We start from the raw sequence: 18316 nt of genomic DNA, 5'->3' as shown, positions 1-18316 counted from the left end.
CGATTGGTATAAGAATAAAGAGATAGAACAATAAAGCGATACACCAAGATCAAAAAAAGCAGCCTAGGCTGCTTTTTTAATTGTATTTGGTTTAGCTTGCTAAACGCTTATGCCAACACCATGTTTGGTTCAGCAAAAGCAACAGGTGATCCTGCTTCTTCTTCAAAGGTTGCCCATTCCCAAGCTTCTTGATCAGCAAGTACTGCGCGAAGAAGTTGGTTATTTAGACCGTGACCTGATTTGAATGCACGTAACTCACCAACGATGGGTGAACCACACATGTACATATCACCGATAGCATCCAATACTTTGTGCGTAACAAACTCGTTTGAGAAACGCAGGCCGTCTTCATTAAGAATACGGTATTCATCAAGAACGATGGCACAATCAAAACTGCCACCTAAGCATAAGTTTTGTGATTGAAGATATTCGATATCACGCATGAAACCAAAAGTACGAGCGCGAGAAATCTCTTTTACAAAAGATTTAGACGAGAAATCAAAGAGCATGTGTTGCTCATCTGAATCAATCGCAGGGTGCTCAAATTCAATTTCAAAATCTAGACGGAAACCATTATAAGGAACAAGTTCTGCCCATTTGTCGCCATCTTCTACGCGAACTGGCTTCTTAATGCGAATAAAGCGCTTAGCTGCGTTTTGAACCTCGATACCTGCTGATTGAAGCAAGTATACAAATGGGCTCGCGCTGCCATCCATAATTGGAATTTCAGGTGCATCAACTTCGATAATAATATTATCAATGCCCATGCCTGAAAGAGCCGCATTAAGGTGCTCAACAGTAGAGATGCGCACACCGTCATCATTTACAAGAGCGGTACAAAGCATGGTGTCGCGCACAGAGTTAGCATCCGCAGGGAAATCCACTGCAGGTTCTAAATCCGTTCTACGGTATATAACACCAGTGTTTGTTGCTGCAGGGCGAAGCGTTAGTGTGACCTTTCGCCCAGAGTGCAAACCCACTCCGGTTGTTTTAACGATCTCTTTTAAAGTACGCTGCCTAATCATGCAATACCTCTCATTTAAAGCAAATTCTGTCGCTGTTTCCAGCTTGGTCGCACATCCTACCAGTTTTTTCCCAATTGTCAAAAAATGAGCAATTAGTCGGCTTGGTTGCGTAAGAAAGCTGGAATGTCTAGCAATGCGCTTTCTGTTTGACCAGCTTTAGTTGCGTGCTGTTGGCTTCCTGTCGCAGGACGAGAAGTCACAGTCTCTGGTTTTGGTTTAACCGTAGTCTGAACCTTCAACTCTGATTCCGCTTTCGCAACAACGCGAGGCTCAGGAGTTACCGTAGCTTTTGGCTTAGAAGTTGAACCTGTCACTAATGTGATTTCAGGTTTCTTCTCATTACCAATGCCTGTTGCAACAACAGTTACACGGAACTCATCAGACATATCCGGGTCTAGAGATGTACCAATAACAACAGTTGCATTGTCAGATGCAAATGCTTTAACTGTGTTACCAACAATTTCAAATTCGTCAAGACGCATGTCCATACCAGCAGTGATGTTAACCAGCACGCCACGCGCACCCGCTAAATCGATATCTTCTAGTAGAGAGTGAGAAATTGCCGCTTCTGCTGCTTCTTCTGCACGATCTTCACCAGTAGATACGCCACTACCCATCATTGCTTGACCCATTTCAGACATTACGGTGCGAACATCCGCAAAGTCGACGTTGATCATGCCAGGACGAGTAATCAATTCTGCGATACCTTGCACTGCATCTTTCAATACATCATTAGCATAGCCGAATGCTTCAAGTAGTGTCACATTGCGACCGTATACTTTAAGCAGTTTTTCGTTAGGAATTGTAATTAGGGAATCAACATGCTTAGAAAGCTCTTCAATGCCTTGCTCAGCAAATGCTAGACGTTTCTTACCCTCAAAACCAAATGGTTTTGTTACTACTGCAACCGTTAATACACCCAGTTCTTTTGCAATTTCTGCAATCACTGGAGCTGCACCAGTACCTGTACCACCGCCCATACCAGCAGCGATGAATACCATATCAGCACCTTCCAGCACCCCTTTGATCGCTTCGCGATCTTCAAGAGCTGAATCACGGCCAACTTGAGGGTTAGCGCCAGCACCTAGGCCTTTAGTAATATCAGTACCAATTTGAATTACGGAACTTACGCTTGCCTTGCGAAGTGCCTGTGCATCGGTATTAACACTGATGAATTCCACGCCTTCGATGGACTCACGAACCATATGTTCAACGGCATTACCACCGCCACCGCCAACACCAACGACCTTAATTACGGCTTCATCATTCATTTCCGTCATCGGTTCAAACATCTGCTTTCTCCGTTTCCTGTCTAGCCAGGTTAAAATTCTTTTTGTATCCAATTACGCATTTTGGTAAAAAATCCAGCAATAGATGAGGCTTGTTTCGGTTCTGAATACTCACCATCATCATTAAAACTGCTGTCTTTGCCATAATGCAATAAACCAACTGCCGTAGAATGGTACGGCTCCTTCACATATTCTGTTAAGCCTTTTACTTCTGTCGGCTTCCCGATTCGAACTTGGTTACCAAATACACGCTCGGCACATTCAGCTAAACCTTCTATCTGGGAAGCGCCGCCAGTTAATACAATACCGGCCGCAATGTGGTGATGCTTAACACCACTTTCTCGCATTTTATTTTGTGCGTTTTCAATCGCTCGATTGATTAAACCCATAAGTTCAGTATAACGTGGTTCTATCACTTCAGATAACGTTTGTCTTTGCAAGCTACGAGATGGACGACCACCTACACTAGGAACATTCACGGTATCATCTTTGCTGACCAACTCGCTCATGGCACAGCCATACTTCACTTTGATTTCTTCTGCGTCGTTAATTGGCGTACCAAAGGCAAACGCGATATCACTGGTTACAGAGTTACCTGCATAGGAGAACACTTCTGTATGACGCAGGGCGCCACCGGTCCAAAGTGCAACATCCATAGTGCCAGCGCCGATATCAACAACACACACGCCTAATTCTTTTTCATCTTCGGTAATCACTGCATCACTTGCTGCAAGACCAGAGAAGACTAATTGTTCAACTGTTAAGCCACAACGCTCCACGGCTTTAATTACGTTTCTTGCCATATCATTGTGACAAGAAATCATGTGTACGCTCACTTCCATACGCACACCAGATAAGCCTAACGGATTTTTAATTCCGCCAAGATGATCTATTTTAAATTCTTGTGGAATTACGTGTAAAATACGCTCTTCTTCACCAATTTTGATTGAACGAGCTGTATGAATAGCTCGGTCCATATCTTCTTGAGACACTTCTTCATCAGAAATCGCCCCCATACCTTTTTCGATACGGCTGGTTATATGCTGACCAGAGATAGAAAGATATACGCTGCTAATCTTGTGCTCAGCCATTAGCTCAGCTTGATTCACTGCTCGTTCAACGGACTTGATTACAGATTCGAGGTCATTAACCCCACCTTTGTCCATTCCGCGGGATGGGCTACTGCCAGATCCAATTATATTGATCTGGCCGTCTGGAAGAATTTCGCCTACTAACGCTGAAACAGTCGCTGTACCGATGTCCAGACCAACAATCAGATTATCATCCATACCCTTGGTCATTACTACTCTCTATGCCTTTGCTCGTCGGAAAGCCAGCCAATGGCGGCTCCAGTATCGTATCTCAAGTCTATATAACTGATTTGCTGAACCTTCTCGTTCATATGATGATAAAGGTCAACAAAGCGTTTTATTCTTTCATTTAATGCATCTTTGCCTAATTCAAGGCGAATACCATTATCTAATATAATCTGCCAAGCCAGTCTGTCATTGAGAACAACAGAAGTGATTTCTAATCCGAGATCTTCGAATTTAGGCTTTAAATCACGCCAAGTATTTAGCACTTCTTCACTTTTGGCTGCTGGGCCATAAAGCTTAACAATATCTTGGTCTTTTTCGTGCAAAGTACCCGGGTCTGCATCAAAGATCTGCCCACTATCGTTTAGTAGTGCAGTACCATTCCAGATAGCAGCAGGTTGATGCTCCATTACAAAAACCTTGATGGTATTTGGCCATTGCTTACGAATAGCAGCACTGGCAACCCAAGGCAGATCTTCAACCGCGTGTTGCAGTTGATTGACATCTTGAGTCATAAAGGTGCCAAATGGCTGAATACGTGACAAAGCACTCTGTACGTCAGAGTTGTGAACGTATTCTAAATTACCTTCAAGGACAAATTGAGAAAGGGGTAAGCGTCCACTATCTCGCATCCATGCAACGGTGGAATAAATACCAAAAACAATCAAAATAACAACGAATAGTAAAAAACTCGCATCTACCAAAGAAAATTTAAACTTCGGTTTTTGTTTGAATTCGGTTTCGACGTCTAATGTAGCTTCCATTTTAATAATGTCGTCGACTTCCTAATTAACTGCGCATATGCCTACACGGGCAAGTATATCTACTTTTAGATTATACTTACCCGACATGATCTTTCCATAACAATAAGAGATATTTCGGTCAGGAAACTAACATTTTTGCATTGCTCTGATATTGAGGGCAAATTTTTCCAGTTTTTTGGCAACCTTTCCAACATCACCTGCACCTTGAGTAAGAACAAGGTCCCCTTCTTGCAACAAGTTGCTAAGCACATTTGGCAAATCATCTTGTTTTTTAACAAAGATAGGATCGATGCGTCCGCGACCACGAATAGCTCGACACAATGAGCGACTATCAGCCCCTGCAATCGGTTCTTCGCCTGCTGAATAAACATCTAGCATTAACAGCACATCGACTTTGTCGAGTACGTTAGCAAAGTCATCAAAAAGATCGCGAGTTCGGCTATAGCGATGAGGTTGGAATATCATCACCAAGCGCTTATCAGGCCATCCAGCGCGAGCCGCATCTATGGTGACATCGACTTCACTTGGGTGATGACCGTAATCATCCACCAGCATGGCAGTGCCGTTACCTGTTTCGTATTCGCCAAGGTGTTCAAATCGACGACCTGTGCCTTGCGTGGCAAGTAATGCAGATAAAATAGCTTCATCAGAAATGCTATCTTCTGTTGCAACTGCAATGGCTGCTGATGCATTCAGCGCATTGTGTTTACCTGGCATATTCAACGTAATATTAAGATCGCTCTTACCTTCACGTTTCACCGTAAAGTAACTTTGTTGCCCTTGCTGGCGGTAGTTGACGATTTTAACGTCAGCATCATCGGCAAAACCATAGGTGATCACCTGACGACTGATGGTAGGCAGCATTTCACGAATCACAGGATCGTCAATACACATAATGGCCTGACCATAGAAAGGCAGTTTATGTAAGAAATCACGGAATGTTTGTTTGAGTACTTCAAAGTCGCCGCCATAAGTATCCATATGATCAGCTTCGATGTTAGTAACAATGGCGACCATAGGTTGCAGATGCAAAAATGACGCATCGCTTTCATCGGCTTCAGCAATCAAAATACGACTTGAACCTAAACGTGCATTGGTGCCTGCGCTTTTTACTAAGCCACCATTGACAAACGTTGGATCAAGACCAGCTTCTGAATAAATTTGCGTCACTAATGCTGTGGTCGTGGTTTTACCGTGGGTGCCTGCAACCGCAATGCCGTGGCGATAACGCATAATTTCTGCCAACATTTCAGCACGGCGTACAATAGGAATACGTAGCGCTTGAGCGGCGACTATTTCAGGGTTTCTTTGGTCTATTGCCGTAGAGACTACCACTACACTGGCATTTTCAATGTTGCTTTGAGCGTGACCAATAAAAATTGTGGCCCCTTTGCTTTGTAAGCGTTCAGTGACGAGATTTTGATTAATATCTGAGCCAGAGATAGCATAGCCTTCATTTAGCAATACCTCAGCAATACCACTCATACCAGCACCGCCGATACCGACAAAGTGGATGCTTTGCACGCGGCGCATTTCTGGAATCATAGCTCGGATGTGGGCTAAATCTTGTTTGTGTTCAATTACCATAATATTCTCTTGCTCAGTATTCTTCGAGATTAGTCTCGCTCACTTAACGCTGCTCGCTCAAATCTAGTTAATTAAGGCTCGTCAATTAAAGCTATTTAGTTAAAGTAATAATGGCTTCAGCCACTACTTTATCTGCATCAAGCTTAGCCGCCTGACGTGCATTAATTGCCATCTCTAGTAGTGAGGTTCTATCTAATTCTTGGATAGTGTCTTTTAGCTTAATCGCTGACAAATTTTGTTGTTCAATCATCTTAGCTGCCCCAACATCAACTAAATAGTCTCCGTTGAGTGCTTGTTGTCTATCTTTGTGCGGATAAGGGATAAAGATAGCCGCTAAACCTGCCGCTGATATTTCAGATACCGTTAGCGCGCCAGAGCGACACACAATGACGTCTGCCCATGCATAAGCCGCCGCTACATCATCAATAAATTCAGTCACTTTAACTTGTGTGACACCCGCATTTTGATAACGAGTTTCTACATCAACTTGGTTATCTTTGCCCACCTGATGCCATACACTGTATCCCTGACCAAGCTCTGCTACAGTCTCAGGAAGGGTATGGTTTAAAATTCGAGCACCTTGACTGCCACCCATCACCAAAATACGAATATCATCGGTGCGAGAAGCCAATCGTGTCGCAGGATCTTCCAGCGCAACCACATCGGTACGTACCGGGTTACCAACAACTTCAGCCGTTGGAAATGCACCAGGGAAAGCTTGGAATACCTTACTGGCAACTTTAGCTAGCCAACTATTCGTTAAACCTGCTACGGCATTTTGTTCATGTAAAACCAATGGAATACCACATTGACGAGCGGCAATACCACCTGGGCCGCTAACATAGCCACCCATACCCAACACCACATCCGGTTGGTAACGTTTTATGTGTGCCTTTGCTTGAGCAATGGCATTAATGATCTGAAATGGCGCTTTAATCAGTTTAGCTAAACCTTGACCACGAAGTCCTTTGACCTTAATAAAATCAATCTCGATACCATGCTTAGGCACAAGCTCGGCTTCCATACGATCTTCTGTCCCCAGCCAGCGGATCTCCCAGCCTTGTTGTTGTAGATATTTAGCGACAGCAAGGCCTGGAAAAACATGTCCGCCAGTACCGCCAGCCATGACTAAAAGTCGTTTCTTTTCAGTGGTCATTTTTGCGCTTTACCTTGTAGGTCATCATCTTGTGTTAATGACTGCTGGTAATCCTGCAGTCGATACTCATGATCAATTCTGATCACTATGCCTACCGCGATAGACATGATGATCAAACTAGAGCCACCGTAACTGATCAGTGGCAACGTCAAACCTTTGGTTGGAACCATACCGGCTGCCGCACCCACATTGACCACACTTTGGAAGGCAAACCAAATACCAAAGCCCATAGACAGGTAGCCACTAAATACATCGCCCGATTCAATAGCGCGTTTACCAATGAATACCGCTTTGAATACCAAGGCAAAAATGAGGAACAAGATGCAAGTGACACCAATGAAGCCAAGTTCTTCACCCATCACCGCAAATACAAAGTCGGTATGCGCCTCAGGTAAGTAAGCCAGTTTTTGAATTGAATTACCTAAGCCTTGACCAAACCATTCGCCACGACCAAATGCCATCAAGGATTGAGTAAGCTGATAGCCACTACCAAATGGGTCTTCCCAAGGGTCTAGAAATGACGTAACACGCTTCATACGGTACGGCTCAGCCAAGATCAAACCACATACTGCTAGCACCCCAGCAAAGGCTATCGCCAAGAATTGCCATAGTTTAGCGCCCGCAATGAAGAGCATGCCAAAAATAGTCACTAGCATTACTACCACAGTACCTAAGTCCGGCTGTCCTAATAAAAGGAGTGCAAGCGCACCAAATACAAGGAAAGGTTTTAAGAAGCCACCAAAAAAGCTGGCTCTTACTTCTTGCTGCTTACGGAATAAGTAGCTGGACATAAAAATAAACAATGACAGTTTTGCCAACTCTGCTGGCTGGAAGTTTATCGGTCCTAAAGGAATCCAACGCGATGCCCCGTTCACCGATTTACCGCCGACCAACACCACGAGTAGCAAAAACAGACTTAATATCAACAGTGCCATACTGTATTTCAACCAAAGTTTGGTTGGAATGTGCACCACAACAGCCATAACGCCCAATGCTAAAACAAGATAAAACGCATGGCGTATTGCAAAATGGAAGGGAGTACCAAAGTGGGTATAACTCAGAGGTAATGACGCTGATGTCACCATCACTAAGCCGATAAGCATGAGTATAAAGGTCAGCCATACTAACTGTCGGTCGTAAAGAACAGGTAAAGCTGAAGGCTGTTGAACATTTTTCAATTCATCAGAAGGCGCTATCGCTTCATCACTTAAAGTAGGAGTCGATTCCTTTCCATGAAATCGAGACAGCCAACGTAATTTTTTCACTTTTTCCTGATCTCTATTTTTAAATTGCATCCTGCTGCTCATCACTGTGTTGAGCGAGCTGAGTAAAGATATCTCCGCGCTGCATAAAGTTTGCAAACTGATCTAAGCTAGCACAGGCCGGAGAAAGCATCACCATATCACCGACTTTAGCTTTCTGTCGAATGGCCTGCACTGCTTCTTGCATACTTTCAAAGTAAACACTGTTTTCAGAGAGCAAAGCCAGCTGTTTGCCATCTGTGCCAAAGCAATACAGCTCAGCGTGCAGTGCAGATAGCGCAGGTTTTAATTCACTAAAATCGGCACCTTTTCCGTCACCACCTAGCAATAGGTACAAACACCCCGTAATACGTAAACCATTTAGTGCGGCTAAGGTGCTGGCAACATTGGTGGCTTTTGAGTCATTCACCCAAGTAATGCCATCATTACGACTGACTACCTGACAACGATGCGCCAGTCCGACATAAGATTTCAATGCACCTAAAGCAGGCTTAACATCAATATCAGCCGCTTCAAGTAATGCAATTGACACTAAGGCGTTAAGCATATTATGTTGACCCACAATAGACAGTTCATCCGTCGCTAGCAGGCGTTGTCCATGACTGGTGAGCCACGTTTGATTAGCATGATCTGACAGATAATATTCACCTTGCGCAATACCAAACGCTAGCAAGCCTTGGCGCTTGTCTGGGTAAGTGGCGTTATCATCTGCATTCACAATTTTAATTTTAGCGTTATCAAAGATCCGTAATTTAGCATCTCGATAATCGTGCATGCCTTCATATCTATCCATATGGTCTTCAGATAGATTGAGAAAAGCCGCCGCTTGCAACGTTAAGCTAGAGGTTGTCTCAAGTTGAAAGCTGGACAGTTCCAGTACATACAAATCCGCATCAGATTCGAGCAAATCTAACGCAGGAACGCCAATATTGCCGCCGATTGCGGTTTTAACCCCAGCGGCATTCGCCATCACGCCCGTTAAATCCGTCACTGTGCTTTTACCGTTAGAGCCGGTAATCGCTAACACGGGTTTGTTGGTCGCCCAAGCAAACAGCTCAATATCACCGACAATGGGCACGCCCAGTTTAGCTGCTTGTTGCAGTTCAGCAGTTGCCAAAGCAATTCCCGGGCTAGCTACAATCAGGTCGGCGTTATCTAGCCATTGCTGATTTAAACTCCCGCAAAACAGTGGCACGTCATCGCTAAGTTTATCTCGCCCGGCGGGGTTTTCTCGGGTATCTATCACTTTAATGCTCAGGTTGCGCCCCAATTGTGACGAAACTCTTTTTAAGTGATTAACTACAGACAGCCCAGTAATACCAAGCCCGATAACGACGACATTTTGTATCTTTTGCCACTGTTGCATGGATTAACGTACCTTCAATGTTGCAAGACCAATCAGCACAAGTACGATAGAAATAATCCAAAAACGTACAATAACACGAGGCTCTGGCCAGCCTTTTAGTTCGTAGTGATGGTGAATAGGTGCCATACGGAAAACGCGTTGACCACGTAACTTATAAGAGCCAACCTGTAGAATGACCGAAAGAGTTTCCATAACGAAAACGCCGCCCATAATCACCAACACAAACTCTTGACGCACTAACACCGCAATGGTGCCAAGTGCTCCGCCAAGGGCAAGCGAGCCTACATCGCCCATAAAGACTTGTGCAGGGTAAGTGTTAAACCATAAGAAGCCTAAACCAGCACCCACAATCGCCGCACAGAAGATCACAAGTTCACTGCTGTCTGGGATATAAGGAATGTGTAAGTATTGCGCGAAATTCACGTTACCTGTGGCATAAGCAATAATGGCAAAACCGGCTGACACTAAGATAGTCGGCATAATAGCCAAGCCGTCCAAGCCATCGGTTAAGTTAACCGCATTACTGGTACCCACAATCACAAAGTAAGTCAGTACAATATAAAACAGGCCAAGTTGCGGCATGATGTCTTTGAAAAAAGGCACTACAAGCTGAGTGGCGGCGGTGTCTTTACCGTGCGCGTACAAAGCAAAGGCCACCACGATAGCAATGGCTGACTGCCAAAAATATTTCCAACGAGCAATCAAACCATCGGTATTTTTGCGCACTACTTTGCGGTAATCATCTACAAAACCAACCGCACCATAGCCAAGCAATACCGTTAGTACAGCCCAAATATACGGGTTAGTTAAATCTGACCATAGCAATACGGTGATACTAATGGCGGCCAAAATCATCACCCCGCCCATAGTTGGCGTACCGTGTTTACTCAGGTGAGATTCTGGGCCATCGTGACGTACAACTTGACCAATTTGCAGTAGTTGTAGGTGTCGAATTAATTTAGGTCCCATCCATAGCGATAACCCTAATGCTGTAATAACACTGAGGATCGAACGAAAAGAAAGATAATCAAAAAGACGAAAGAACGAAAAATAAGGCTGTAATAGATCCGCTAGCCAGATAATCATTTAAGTTTCTCCTTCAGTGCAGCGGCCACTTTGCTCATTTGTGCGCTATTGGCGCCCTTAACCAGCAAAGTGTGTTGAATGTGTGGTTGATTTGAGATTTGTTGCTCGACAAAATCCAAAAGACTTTGGTGAGTCGCAAAATGGTGTCCATGGGTAACGTCACTAATTACCTTAGTGTCATCGCCGTAAGTAAGTACATACTCAAATCCAAATGTTGCGGCATGTTCACCGACTTGTCGGTGAAGTTCAAGGCTTTCTTTACCCAATTCCGCCATAAAGCCCAGAATCAGCCAGCGATTGCCTTTAAAAGTGCTAAGGAGATCAGCGGCGGCCTTCATTGCGGGAACGCTAGCGTTATAGCTATCGTCAATTAAACGTATGTTATCGGTGAGTTGCTCAACCGCAACCCGTCCTTTCATTTGCGCTACTGCTTCTAGACCTGCAACAACAGTCGCTAAAGGCGTCCCCATATTAAGCGCAACTGCTGAGGCGGCTACTGCATTGGCGACATTGTGCTTACCGACCACGCTAAGATTGACTTTAGCCATACCGAAAGGCGTATGCAGATGGAAGCTCGCTAAGCCGTTGTCATCAATAACAATGCCAGTGGCATAGTATTCCGCTAGCGAATTATCTAAAGAAAAGGTTTGAACACGTCGGTTTTGTAATAGAGATTGCCATAACTCGCCACCTTGACTGTCTAGGTTATACAGAGCTAACCCTTTTTCATCTAAGGTAGAAAAAATCTCGCCTTTGGCTTTCATTACCCCTTCAATAGAGCCGAAACCTTCAAGGTGTGCAGCGGCAACATTATTGACTAAAGCAATATCAGGCTGAACCAAATTGACGGTATATTCGATTTCATGCTCGTGGTTTGCACCGAGTTCAATCACCGCAAATTCATGTTCTGAATTAGCACGTAACAAGGTGAGAGGAGCACCGATATCATTGTTAAAGTTTCCTGCAGTAGCTAACGTCTCACCTCTTAGTGATAAAATAGAGGTCAGCATTTCTTTAACGGTCGTCTTACCACAACTGCCAGTAATAGCCACTTTAGGTATAGTTAACTTCGCTAAGTTCCAAGCACCTAATTGCCCTAAAGCAATCTTGGTATCTTCCACAAGCAGTTGAGGAATAGATAGTGGTAGTTCTCTGTCCACCAGCAATGCCACAGCGCCTTGTGCTACCGCTTGTTCACAAAAGTCATGGGCATCAAAACGCTCCCCCACTAAAGCCACAAATAAACCTTGTGCAGGGATATTGCGACTATCGGTAGAAACGGACGCTATAGTGAGATCATCGCCAATAACACGACCATTAACAGCCTGCGCGATATCCGATAGTTGAGTTGCTATCATTTGACTAGCTCCAACAAGGTCATCGCCGATTCACGATCAGAATAATGAATAGTCTTATCTCCTAAGATTTGATAGTCCTCGTGTCCCTTACCTGCAAGTAAGATAATGTCATTGGCTGCCGCGTTCTCAATAGCATAGGACAAAGCCTTAAATCTATCACGCTCAATAACGACAGACTTTTGATTTAAAACGCCTTTTTGCATGTCAGCAATGATCTGCGCCGGGCTTTCACTGCGAGGGTTATCATCAGTAAGGATCATTCGATCAGCAAAATCTTCAGCCACTTTCGCCATCATAGGTCTCTTACCTGTGTCTCTATCACCACCGCAACCTAAAATAGCCCACAGCTGCCCTTGGCAGTGAACCTTAAGTGCGCACAATGCTTTTTCTAATGCATCTGGAGTATGAGCATAATCGACTACAACTTTAGCTTTGTCAGCGGTTTGAAAGAGTTCCATACGCCCAATAACAGGTTGTAACTGAGTAGAGGTTTGTTGCAAGTCTTTGATGTTAAGGCCAAGGCTTAACAAAGCGGTAAAAGCCAGTAAGACATTGCAAGCATTAAACTCGCCAATTAAAGGAGCGCGCAATACGCCTGCGCCCCAAGAACTCTCAAAAGTAATATCAATACCCTGCTCTGAATAAGCAATGTGAGAGGCATACATAAAACGTTCTGTGGTTGGCTTTTCTAGTAGTGAAACTGCGATTGCATCTGGCACCTGAGTTAACCACTGCTTGCCCACTTCATCATCGACATTAATGACTTTATATTTGCAGTCATGCTCGGTAAACAAGCTCAATTTAGCCTTAGCGTATTCAGCCATACTGCCGTGATAATCAAGGTGGTCTCGGCTAAGGTTAGTAAATATCCCTACTGCAAATGCCAGCGCTTTAATACGATGCTGAACGAGGCCATGAGATGAGATTTCTAAAGCCGTTACCTGTGCACCAGATTGCTTCAATTGCGCCAGCGTTTTGCACACTTCAATCGCACTGCCTGTGGTGTTTTTGGCCTCTTTTAAATTCGCAAGAAAACCATTACCTGTGGTGCCCATCACCGCTGCTTGCTGACCAATGCAGCCCAACCACTGCGCAATAATTTGCGTGATAGTGGTTTTACCATTAGTACCCGTAACGGCAATTAAATCCATGCCTGAAAAATGATACAAACGATGTGCCAATGCGGATAAATTCACACCTAAATCATCAAGGTATAACACGGGAGTTTGCGCTCGCCACTGCACACTGCCGTGCGCGGTATCGGCATCACTTTCCGCAATCACCAAACTTGCTCCAGAGGCAATCGCATTATCGATAAAACGTCGACCATCAACCGTATGACCTTTGATAGCAATAAAGGTAGAACCGGCCTCTATTTTTCGGCTATCCAGCTCTAAGTTAGCAACGGTTATTTGCGCCAACTCATCACTTAACTCACTCAGCCAAGGCTGAACTAAATGCTGTAAAGTACATTGAACCTTCATACCAATCCTTAATCCGTGTTCGCATCAGGCGGTACATTCAGAATCTGTAACGCACCTTTTAATACTTCAGAAAAAACCGGAGCCGCAACAGAGCCGCCGTAGTAGTCATCACCTTGTGGCTCATTGACGACGACCACTAACGCCACTCTTGGGTTACTAATTGGGGCAACACCTGCGGTAATTGTTACATATTCATCACTGTAACCACCCGCATTCGCTTTACGCGAAGTACCCGTTTTAGCGCCAACACGATAACCAGGAACTGCAGCTCGGGTCGCTGTACCACCTTTATGAGTCACCCCTTCCAGCATTTTTAACACTTCACGAGCGTTCTGCGGATCAGCGACCTGTTTCGCTGATGGAAGGTCTTTGGCATTTTTCACTATATGTAACGGTTTGAAACTGCCGTAACTTCCCAAAGTTGCGTAAGCATGCGCTAACTGTACAGGTGTAATAGATAAGCCATAGCCAAACGCTAATGTAGCGATTTCAAACTTAGACCAGCGACGACGACTCGGGAATAACCCAGGAGTTTCACCCACGAGATTGATCCCAGAAACTGAACCAAAACCAACAGATTGGTACATTCCTAATAAAGATTCTAACGGCATATTCAATGCCAAATGAGTCACACCAATGTTACTGGATTTTTTCAAAATGGTGGCAAGATTGGCTTTACCTACTCGAACACTATCGCGTACCCGGCTACCACCAACACGCATAATGCCATTACCCGTATCAATCACGGTATTCAGATCTGCGGTATGAGTATCCAGGGCCGCCAAAACAACAAAAGGTTTCACCGATGAACCCGGCTCTAAGGCATCAGTAATCGCGCGATTTCGCATTCTAAAGGACTGCAATTGGTCACGAGTATTCGGGTTATAGGACGGTGAGTTCACCATGGCTAAAATGCCACCCGTTTTAACATCAATCAGCACGACACTGCCCGATGTTGCTCTATGATCGGCAACCGCTTGTTTGATCGCGCGGTAAGAGATCGCTTGTAAACGTTGATCTATAGTGAGCTGCAACGGACTACCTTGCTCACTTTTGGTCATTGAAATATTTTCAACAACTCGACCGTCTCTATCTTTACGCACCTTACGTGAACCATCGTGCCCAGAAAGCCATTTGTCGTAGCTTTTCTCAACGCCTTCCAAACCGTGGCTATCAATACCGGTCACCCCCACCACATGAGCACTAACTTCACCGGTAGGATAATAACGACGAGACTCATCACGTAAGCCAACACCTTTTAGCTTTAGCTCTTTAATGTATTTAGCCATTGCCGGGCTAACTTGGCGCTGCAAGTAGATAAATCGACGTTTTTTGTTTTTATCTATCTGGTGAATTAAGGCTTCACGATCAAGATGCAATACATCGGCAAGTGCATGCCAACGTTGTACATCTTGTAGTGCGTCACCTTTATCAAAGATGGTACGAGGATCGGCATACACAGCTTCCACTGGCACACTGACTGCAATCTGTTCGCCATTGCGATCGGAAATAATACCACGAGCAGAAGGGAGGGCTTTCACCCTAACCGAACGCATGTCACCTTGTTTGATGAGTGAATCCGGTTCTATGACTTGAATGTAGGCAACACGCAGTAGCAGTGCACCCAGCAATGCCAAAATAAACCCTAGAACCACCTGATAACGCCACTTGATAATACGAGTATCAGCAGGGGCTAACTTATCAGGTTCAATTTTAGGAATACGCTTTTTGATGGCTTGGGTTGTTTTTTTCTTGATCGATTTCATTACAGTTTAACTATAACTTCCTTGTCGGAGTCTGGGCGTGTCATATCAAGCTCAGAGGTGGCAATTTTTTGAACTCGGCTATGTTCAGAAAGCGCATTTTCTTCAAGAATAAGGTTGCGCCACTCTTCATCAAGTGTTTCTCGCTGTTCAAGCGCCTGATCTTTTTGCGAGATAACATCACGCGTCATCTGTGTGGTCATGACCACTGCTATTGCACTAAAAAAGAGAGTAATCAATAACAGCAAAGGCACACGACCTGCGGTAAATAGGTCGCGCACAATGATCTTACCTAGTGGCGGTACGCTAGGCTGAATCGATGTCTCTAATTCGTTCATAGTTTTTCAGCAATCCTTAGCACTGAGCTTCTGGCTCTAATATTAATATCTAGCTCTGAAACTGACGGTTTAATCGCTTTACCGACAGGCTTCATATCCGCACTACCCAGTGCGCGGATCTGCTCCTCGGTCATCGGAATACCATGCGGAACTTGCGGTCCACGACTCTCTTTGCGGATAAACTGTTTTACCATTCTATCTTCTAAAGAGTGGAAGCTAATAACTGACAAGCGGCCTTCAGGCGCTAAGATGTTTTTTGCCCCATTTAATGCTGTGGCAATTTCATCAAGCTCACTATTAATATAAATACGAAATGCTTGGAAAGAACGAGTGGCAGGGTGTTTTTTCTCTTTAAAACTCTTTGGCGCAGCATCGGAGATAAGTTTCGCCAATTGACCGGTACGTAGTAAAGGTTCGTTTTCTTCGTTGTCACGATACGCAACTATCGCTTTAGCAATGCGCCAAGCGTGCTTGTCTTCGCCAAACTCACGAATAACCCAAGTAATATCTTCGATATCCGCTTCCATCAACCATTTTGAAACAGGAATCCCCGAAGTTGGGTCCATACGCATATCCAACGGACCATCTTTCATGAAGCTAAAACCACGTTCAGCATCATCAAGTTGCGGTGACGAAACACCTAGGTCTAACAGAACACCATCGACTTGACCCACTAGGTCTCTTTGTTTGGCGTACTCTTCCATGCCAGAAAATGGACCATGGATAATAGTAAATCGAGGATCATCAATTTTTGCGGCTTCAGCAATGGCTTGCGGATCTCTATCGATGCTAAACAAGCGACCATTTTCACCCAGTCGAGAGAGTATGGTGCGACTGTGACCACCGCGACCAAAAGTACCATCTATATAGGTGCCATCCGGTTTAATGTTTAAACCATCAATGGATTCTTCTAGCAAGACGGAGACGTGTTTAAAAGCTTCGCTCATTACAAAGGCTCGATTTAATTAAATAACTATGAATTAGTGTACTGAAATAGTCCGGTTTAGTCAGCGTTAGTCAACAAATTCACCAAATTATTAAACAAATCGTGCAATGACTTGCACAAATTTATTGAATAAGAGGTGAGCGCATCTTCTAGCACATGCAACTTCGAGCATTTATCTCTCGTACAAATAAGCAAAAAGCCCCGCCATAATGGCGGGGCTTCTTTTTAAAGGTGGAGCATACCTATAAGCCGGGTTCTGTATCCGCTTGCGCGGTGATAGCCATTCGTCTAGGCCAGCAATCGCTCACTGGCTCAAGCAACCTACCCGCTCCCTTACGCGAGCAACGCAACGTGGGAGCCTATTTGGTCTTGCTTCGGGTGGAGTTTACCTTGCTACGGACTGTTACCAACCGCACGGTGCGCTCTTACCGCACCCTTTCACCCTTACCTGTGCCCGAAGGCCATCGGCGGTTTTCTCTCTGCTGCACTTGTCGTGGGCTTGCGCCCCCCAGGCGTTACCTGGCACCCTGCTCTATGAAGCCCGGACTTTCCTCCCCTCCGTCAGTCTCCCTAAGGACATCAACGAAGCAGCGACTATCTGGTTAGCTCCGGAGCGGATTGTACTGACAAAGATCACAGATGTCTAATCAAATAAAAACGCGGCGCAAACAAAGTGGCTGAGCGATAGCGCTTAGTCTAAATGCTCTAGACCCCACTTGTATAAAGCGTTCTTTTTCAGATTGTAGATTTCAGCCGTTAAAGCAGCGGCTTTTTTAAGCGGTAGCTCTTTGGTCAAAATAGCCAAAGTACGACGCGCTTCATCTGGCAACTCATCATTGCTATCTTCACGATGACCGTGAACTAAGATCACCATTTCACCACGAATGCGATTCGCATCTTCTTCAAGCCATGGGATAAGCTCGCCTAACGGCAATCCTTGAATGGTTTCAAAGGTTTTAGTCAGCTCTCTTGCCAATACCACCTGACGCTCTGTGCCAAGTACATCTAGCATATCTGCCAATGAATCCATGATGCGATGCGGCGACTCATAAAAAATACAGGTACGTTCTACTTTCGCTAGCTCTAAAAAGCGATCTTTACGCCCTTTGCTCTTCGGTGGCAAAAAACCTTCAAAACTAAAACGATCAGACGGCAAGCCAGATGCACTCAAAGCGGTGATTACCGCACAAGCACCCGGCAGAGGCACAACCTGTACACCCGCTTTACGGCATTGATTGACCAAATGATAACCAGGATCGCTAATTAATGGAGTTCCAGCATCTGAAACTAAGGCTATGGACTGCCCTTCTAATAGTTTTTCGACTAATACTTGCGCTTTTTGTTGTTCATTATGATCATGCAAGGCAAAAGTACGTGTGCCGATATTTAGATGAGAAAGCAATCGCCCCGTATGACGTGTATCCTCAGCTGCAATAAGGTCTACACTGCTTAAAACTTCGACGGCGCGTTGAGTAATATCAGCCAAATTTCCTATTGGAGTAGGGACGATATAGAGAATTGCAGGCGAAGAATTAAAAGAATTGTTATCTGTCATTTGTTTACCGTCACTTGAGGG

15 protein-coding genes and 1 other RNA gene are annotated in these 18316 nt (G+C 44.7%); all 16 read right to left on the bottom strand.

Translation table 11 applies throughout. From position 1 onward, the window contains the following. Window positions 1–107: 107 nt before the first annotated feature. The gene (lpxC, locus tag VHA01S_RS01690; protein ID WP_021714389.1) at window positions 108–1025 is read right to left on the bottom strand and encodes a UDP-3-O-acyl-N-acetylglucosamine deacetylase; all 918 of its coding nucleotides are present in this window, start codon (window positions 1023–1025) and stop codon (window positions 108–110) included. 92 nt (window positions 1026–1117) lie between these two features. Beyond that, window positions 1118–2317, bottom strand: a complete 1200-nt coding sequence (gene ftsZ, locus VHA01S_RS01685; RefSeq protein WP_023402618.1) for a cell division protein FtsZ — start codon at window positions 2315–2317, stop codon at window positions 1118–1120. 29 nt (window positions 2318–2346) lie between these two features. After that, entirely contained in the window at window positions 2347–3615 is a 1269-nt protein-coding gene (gene ftsA, locus VHA01S_RS01680; RefSeq protein WP_023402617.1) for a cell division protein FtsA, read from the bottom strand. Window positions 3616–3617: 2 nt separating this feature from the next. Next, window positions 3618–4394 carry a cell division protein FtsQ/DivIB gene (locus tag VHA01S_RS01675; protein WP_023402616.1) on the bottom strand — a complete coding sequence of 259 codons (777 nt, stop codon included), beginning with the start codon at window positions 4392–4394 and terminating at the stop codon, window positions 3618–3620. 126 nt (window positions 4395–4520) lie between these two features. Next, window positions 4521–5981, bottom strand: coding sequence for a UDP-N-acetylmuramate--L-alanine ligase (gene murC, locus VHA01S_RS01670; RefSeq protein ID WP_023402615.1), 1461 nt, complete (start codon window positions 5979–5981; stop codon window positions 4521–4523). Between the two features lie 91 nt (window positions 5982–6072). Then, the gene (murG, locus tag VHA01S_RS01665; RefSeq protein ID WP_023402614.1) at window positions 6073–7137 is read right to left on the bottom strand and encodes an undecaprenyldiphospho-muramoylpentapeptide beta-N-acetylglucosaminyltransferase; all 1065 of its coding nucleotides are present in this window, start codon (window positions 7135–7137) and stop codon (window positions 6073–6075) included. Beyond that, window positions 7134–8333, bottom strand: a complete 1200-nt coding sequence (gene ftsW / locus VHA01S_RS01660) for a cell division protein FtsW (RefSeq protein WP_052029562.1) — start codon at window positions 8331–8333, stop codon at window positions 7134–7136. The genes murG and ftsW overlap by 4 nt, the downstream gene beginning before the upstream one ends. A gap of 88 nt (window positions 8334–8421) precedes the next feature. Next, window positions 8422–9765: a UDP-N-acetylmuramoyl-L-alanine--D-glutamate ligase gene (gene murD, locus VHA01S_RS01655; RefSeq protein ID WP_023402612.1), complete on the bottom strand. Its 1344-nt coding sequence runs from the start codon at window positions 9763–9765 to the stop codon at window positions 8422–8424. Window positions 9766–9768: 3 nt separating this feature from the next. Next, a complete protein-coding gene (gene mraY / locus VHA01S_RS01650; RefSeq protein ID WP_023402611.1) occupies window positions 9769–10851 on the bottom strand; it encodes a phospho-N-acetylmuramoyl-pentapeptide-transferase in 1083 nt (360 codons plus the stop codon). Continuing rightward, a complete protein-coding gene (locus VHA01S_RS01645) occupies window positions 10848–12209 on the bottom strand; it encodes a UDP-N-acetylmuramoyl-tripeptide--D-alanyl-D-alanine ligase (RefSeq protein WP_023402610.1) in 1362 nt (453 codons plus the stop codon). The genes mraY and VHA01S_RS01645 overlap by 4 nt, the downstream gene beginning before the upstream one ends. Then, complete coding sequence (gene murE / locus VHA01S_RS01640) at window positions 12206–13693, bottom strand: UDP-N-acetylmuramoyl-L-alanyl-D-glutamate--2,6-diaminopimelate ligase (protein WP_023402609.1); 1488 nt, start codon at window positions 13691–13693, stop codon at window positions 12206–12208. The genes VHA01S_RS01645 and murE overlap by 4 nt, the downstream gene beginning before the upstream one ends. Before the next feature lie 8 nt (window positions 13694–13701). Further along, window positions 13702–15459, bottom strand: coding sequence for a penicillin-binding transpeptidase domain-containing protein (locus tag VHA01S_RS01635; protein ID WP_023402608.1), 1758 nt, complete (start codon window positions 15457–15459; stop codon window positions 13702–13704). Then, on the bottom strand, window positions 15459–15773 hold the full coding sequence (ftsL, locus tag VHA01S_RS01630) for a cell division protein FtsL (RefSeq protein ID WP_039969945.1): 315 nt from the start codon (window positions 15771–15773) through the stop codon (window positions 15459–15461). Before ftsL ends, VHA01S_RS01635 begins: the two co-directional genes overlap by 1 nt. 17 nt (window positions 15774–15790) lie before the next feature. After that, entirely contained in the window at window positions 15791–16741 is a 951-nt protein-coding gene (rsmH, locus tag VHA01S_RS01625; protein WP_023402606.1) for a 16S rRNA (cytosine(1402)-N(4))-methyltransferase RsmH, read from the bottom strand. A gap of 228 nt (window positions 16742–16969) precedes the next feature. Beyond that, window positions 16970–17350, bottom strand: an RNA gene (gene rnpB, locus VHA01S_RS17760) — RNase P RNA component class A. 81 nt (window positions 17351–17431) lie between these two features. After that, on the bottom strand, window positions 17432–18295 hold the full coding sequence (gene rsmI, locus VHA01S_RS01620; protein WP_039969922.1) for a 16S rRNA (cytidine(1402)-2'-O)-methyltransferase: 864 nt from the start codon (window positions 18293–18295) through the stop codon (window positions 17432–17434). Window positions 18296–18316: the final 21 nt, after the last annotated feature.

This window comes from Vibrio halioticoli NBRC 102217, assembly GCF_000496695.1.
Classification (GTDB): domain Bacteria; phylum Pseudomonadota; class Gammaproteobacteria; order Enterobacterales; family Vibrionaceae; genus Vibrio; species Vibrio halioticoli.
This window is presented reverse-complemented; position numbering and strand designations above follow the sequence as displayed.

Coding starts and splice junctions, on each gene's coding strand:
- rsmH (WP_023402606.1), bottom strand. CDS start 16,741: ATGAGCGAAGCTTTTAAACACGTCTCCGTCTTGCTAGAAGAATCCATT.
- murC (WP_023402615.1), bottom strand. CDS start 5,981: ATGGTAATTGAACACAAACAAGATTTAGCCCACATCCGAGCTATGATT.
- murD (WP_023402612.1), bottom strand. CDS start 9,765: ATGCAACAGTGGCAAAAGATACAAAATGTCGTCGTTATCGGGCTTGGT.
- rsmI (WP_039969922.1), bottom strand. CDS start 18,295: ATGACAGATAACAATTCTTTTAATTCTTCGCCTGCAATTCTCTATATC.
- VHA01S_RS01645 (WP_023402610.1), bottom strand. CDS start 12,209: ATGATAGCAACTCAACTATCGGATATCGCGCAGGCTGTTAATGGTCGT.
- ftsA (WP_023402617.1), bottom strand. CDS start 3,615: ATGACCAAGGGTATGGATGATAATCTGATTGTTGGTCTGGACATCGGT.
- ftsZ (WP_023402618.1), bottom strand. CDS start 2,317: ATGTTTGAACCGATGACGGAAATGAATGATGAAGCCGTAATTAAGGTC.
- murG (WP_023402614.1), bottom strand. CDS start 7,137: ATGACCACTGAAAAGAAACGACTTTTAGTCATGGCTGGCGGTACTGGC.
- mraY (WP_023402611.1), bottom strand. CDS start 10,851: ATGATTATCTGGCTAGCGGATCTATTACAGCCTTATTTTTCGTTCTTT.
- VHA01S_RS01635 (WP_023402608.1), bottom strand. CDS start 15,459: ATGAAATCGATCAAGAAAAAAACAACCCAAGCCATCAAAAAGCGTATT.
- murE (WP_023402609.1), bottom strand. CDS start 13,693: ATGAAGGTTCAATGTACTTTACAGCATTTAGTTCAGCCTTGGCTGAGT.
- VHA01S_RS01675 (WP_023402616.1), bottom strand. CDS start 4,394: ATGGAAGCTACATTAGACGTCGAAACCGAATTCAAACAAAAACCGAAG.
- lpxC (WP_021714389.1), bottom strand. CDS start 1,025: ATGATTAGGCAGCGTACTTTAAAAGAGATCGTTAAAACAACCGGAGTG.